The organism is Streptomyces sp. NPDC059853, from assembly GCF_042731495.1.
Classification (GTDB): domain Bacteria; phylum Actinomycetota; class Actinomycetes; order Streptomycetales; family Streptomycetaceae; genus Streptomyces.
This window is the reverse complement of the sequence record NZ_JBHWJL010000314.1, coordinates 1-2,928: the sequence shown is the minus strand read 5'-3', so window position 1 is coordinate 2,928 and position 2,928 is coordinate 1. Positions and strand designations below refer to the sequence as shown.

The 2,928-nt window shown below is 71.8% G+C and carries 2 protein-coding genes and 1 pseudogene; 1 reads left to right on the top strand and 2 read right to left on the bottom strand.

Going from position 1 to position 2,928, the window contains the following annotated elements:
• A partial coding sequence (locus tag ACFV5N_RS23670) for an IucA/IucC family protein (protein ID WP_385603330.1) occupies positions 1-1,783 on the top strand: 1,783 nt, incomplete at its 5' end.
• 140 nt (positions 1,784-1,923) lie between these two features.
• On the opposite strand, the gene ACFV5N_RS23665 is transcribed toward ACFV5N_RS23670, so the two are convergent.
• Both ACFV5N_RS23665 and ACFV5N_RS23660 read right to left on the bottom strand, forming a co-directional pair.
• Positions 1,924-2,565 carry a hypothetical protein gene (locus ACFV5N_RS23665; RefSeq protein WP_019434650.1) on the bottom strand — a complete coding sequence of 214 codons (642 nt, stop codon included), beginning with the start codon at positions 2,563-2,565 and terminating at the stop codon, positions 1,924-1,926.
• Positions 2,565-2,928 (bottom strand): annotated as a pseudogene (locus tag ACFV5N_RS23660) (hypothetical protein); the annotation flags it as partial. The pseudogene ACFV5N_RS23660 and the gene ACFV5N_RS23665, both read right to left, overlap by 1 nt.

Sequence of the window (2,928 nt, the reverse complement as noted above, 5' to 3'; positions counted from 1 at the left end):
CCTCACCCCCGAGCTGTGGGCCCGCGCCGACCGCCGCCTCATACGCAAGGCCCTCGCCGAGTTCTCCCACGAACGCCTGCTCACCCCCGCCGAAGACCCCGCACAGCCGGGCCACTACACCGTCCCCACCGACGACGGCACCCTCACCTACCGCTTCGCCGCCCGCCGGCACGCCCTGGACCACTGGCACATCGACGCCGACAGCATCACCCGCCACCACCGGGACGGCGCCCGGCTGCCGCTGTCCGCCCTCGACTTCTTCGTCGAACTGCGCACCACCCTCGGCCTCGGCGACACCGTCCTCCCCCTCTACCTGGAGGAGATCAGCTCCACCCTGGCCGGCAGCGCCTACAAACTCGCCGGAGAGCTCAGCACCGACCCGGCCACCCGCCGCCCCACCGCGGCCGAACTGGCCCGCGCCGACTTCCAGACCGTCGAAGCCGGCATGACCGAGGGCCACCCCTGCTTCGTCGCCAACAACGGCCGCCTCGGCCTCGACACCGCCGAATACCACGCCTACGCCCCCGAGACCGGCAGCCCCGTCCAGCTCATGTGGCTGGCCGCCCGCCGCGACCGCACCACCTTCGCCGCCTCCGCCGGACTCGACTACGACCGGCTCATCACCGGCGAACTCGCCCCCGCCACCCTGGACGCCTTCGCCGCCCGGCTCACCGCCCTCGGCCTCGACCCGGACGACTACCGGCTGCTGCCCGTCCACCCCTGGCAGTGGTGGAACCGCATCTCCGTCACCTTCGCCGCCGAAGTCGCCCAGCGCCACCTCGTCTGCCTCGGCCCCGGCGAGGACACCTACCGCGCCCAGCAGTCCATCCGCACCTTCTTCAACACCAGCGCACCCGGCAAGCACTACGTGAAAACCGCGCTGTCCGTCCTCAACATGGGCTTCCTGCGCGGCCTCTCCACCCCCTACATGGCCGTCACCCCCGCCATCAACGACTGGCTGCACGACCTCGTCACCGGCGACGAGCAGCTGCGCGCCCTGGGCTTCACCATCCTGCGCGAGCGCGCCGCCATCGGCTACCACCACCCGCAGTACGAGGCCGCGGCCGGCAAGGGCTCCCCCTACCTGAAAATGCTGGCCGCCCTCTGGCGGGAGAGCCCCGTGCCCTCCCTCGAACCCGGCCGGCGGCTGGCCACCATGGCCTCCCTGCTGCACGTGGACGCCCGGGGCGACTCCCTCGCCGCCACCCTCATCGAGGACTCCGGACTCGCCCCCGAGGAATGGCTGCGCCGCTATCTGACCGCCTACCTCACGCCGCTGCTGCACTGCTTCTACCGGTACGGCCTCGTCTACATGCCGCACGGCGAGAACGTCATCCTCGTACTGCGCGACGGTGTGCCCGAGCGCGCCATCATGAAGGACATCGCCGAGGAGATCGCGGTCTTCGACCCGGCGACCCCGGTGCCCGCCGCCATCTCCCGCATCCAGCTCGACATCCCGGAGGAGGAGCGCGTGCTCTCCCTCTTCACGGACGTCTTCGACTGCTTCCTCCGGTTCCTCAACGCCATCCTGGCCGAGGCCGGCGTGCTCACCGAGGACGCCTTCTGGGGAACGGTCGCCCGCTGCGTCAGCGACTACCAGGACCAGCACCCCGAACTGGCCGACGCCTTCAAGCGGTACGACCTGTTCACCGAGACCTTCGCGCTGTCCTGCCTGAACCGCCTCCAGTTGCGCAACAACCAGCAGATGGTCGACCTGGCGGACCCCTCGGGAGCCCTCCAGTTCATCGGCACCCTGGACAACCCGATCGCGAAGTTCGCCTGAGACCGGCCAAGACCGTCCGAGGCACCTGAGACACCTGAGGCACTTGAGAACACTCCGGAAACGCGGACAGGCGGCGGAAGGGAACACATCCCTTACGCCGCCTGCCGCTGTCAGCGGTCCGCCGCGGTACGCGGCGGCGCTCAGTCCTCTTCGTCCAGCTCGGGGTCGAGCGCGTCGACGAACTCCACCCCGTCCAGCTCGGCCAGCCGGTCCGAGGCGTTGGTCACGCCACCGGAATCCGCGTCCAGCGTCTTCGCGAACCAGTCCCTGGCCTCCGCCTCACGCCCGACCGCCAGCAGCGCGTCGGCGTAGGCGTAGCGCAGCCTGGCCACCCACGGCTGGGTGGAGCTGGAGTTCAGCTCGGGGCTCTGCAACGTGACGACGGCGGCCTCGGCCTCACCCATGTCACGCCGGGCCCCGGCCGCGACCAGCCGCATCTCGACCTGGCCGGCCTTGTCCAGCCGCCGCACCTCCGGCTCGCCGGCCATCGCCAGCGCCCGCTCGGGACGCCCGAGGCCACGCTCGCAGTCGGCCATCACCGGCCACAGATGGTCGGCACCGGACATCCGCCGCGCCGCCCGGAACTCGGCCAGCGCCTCGGCGTACTTCTCGACGGCGTACGAGGCGAACCCCGCCGCCTCCCGCACCGCGGCCACCCGCGAGGCCAGCCGCAGCGCCACCCGCGAGTACGCGTACGCGCGCTCGGGGTCCTCGTCCAGCAGCTGGGCGCACATGACCAGGTTCCGCGCGACATCGGTGGCGAGCGTCTTCGGCAGGCTCATCAGCTCCTGCCGCACCGACGGGTCGATCTCGGCCCCGGTGACGTCATCGGGAATCGGCAGCTTCCGCGGCGCGGGTCCCCGCTGCCCCCGGTCGTCGCGCCGGAATCCACCGCCGCCACCACGCCGGTCGTCCCGGCCCCGGTAACCGCCCCGGTCATCACGACGGTCATCACGCCGGAACCCGCCGCCACCGCCACCGCGCCGGTCGTCACGGCGGTCATCACGCCGGTAGGCGGGACGGTCCCCGTCACGGCGCGGACGGTCATCGCGGCGGTCATCACGCCGGAACGCGGGACGGTCGCCATCGCGACGCGGCCGGTCGTCGCGACGGTCATCACGACGGAACGGGGGACGGTCCCCATC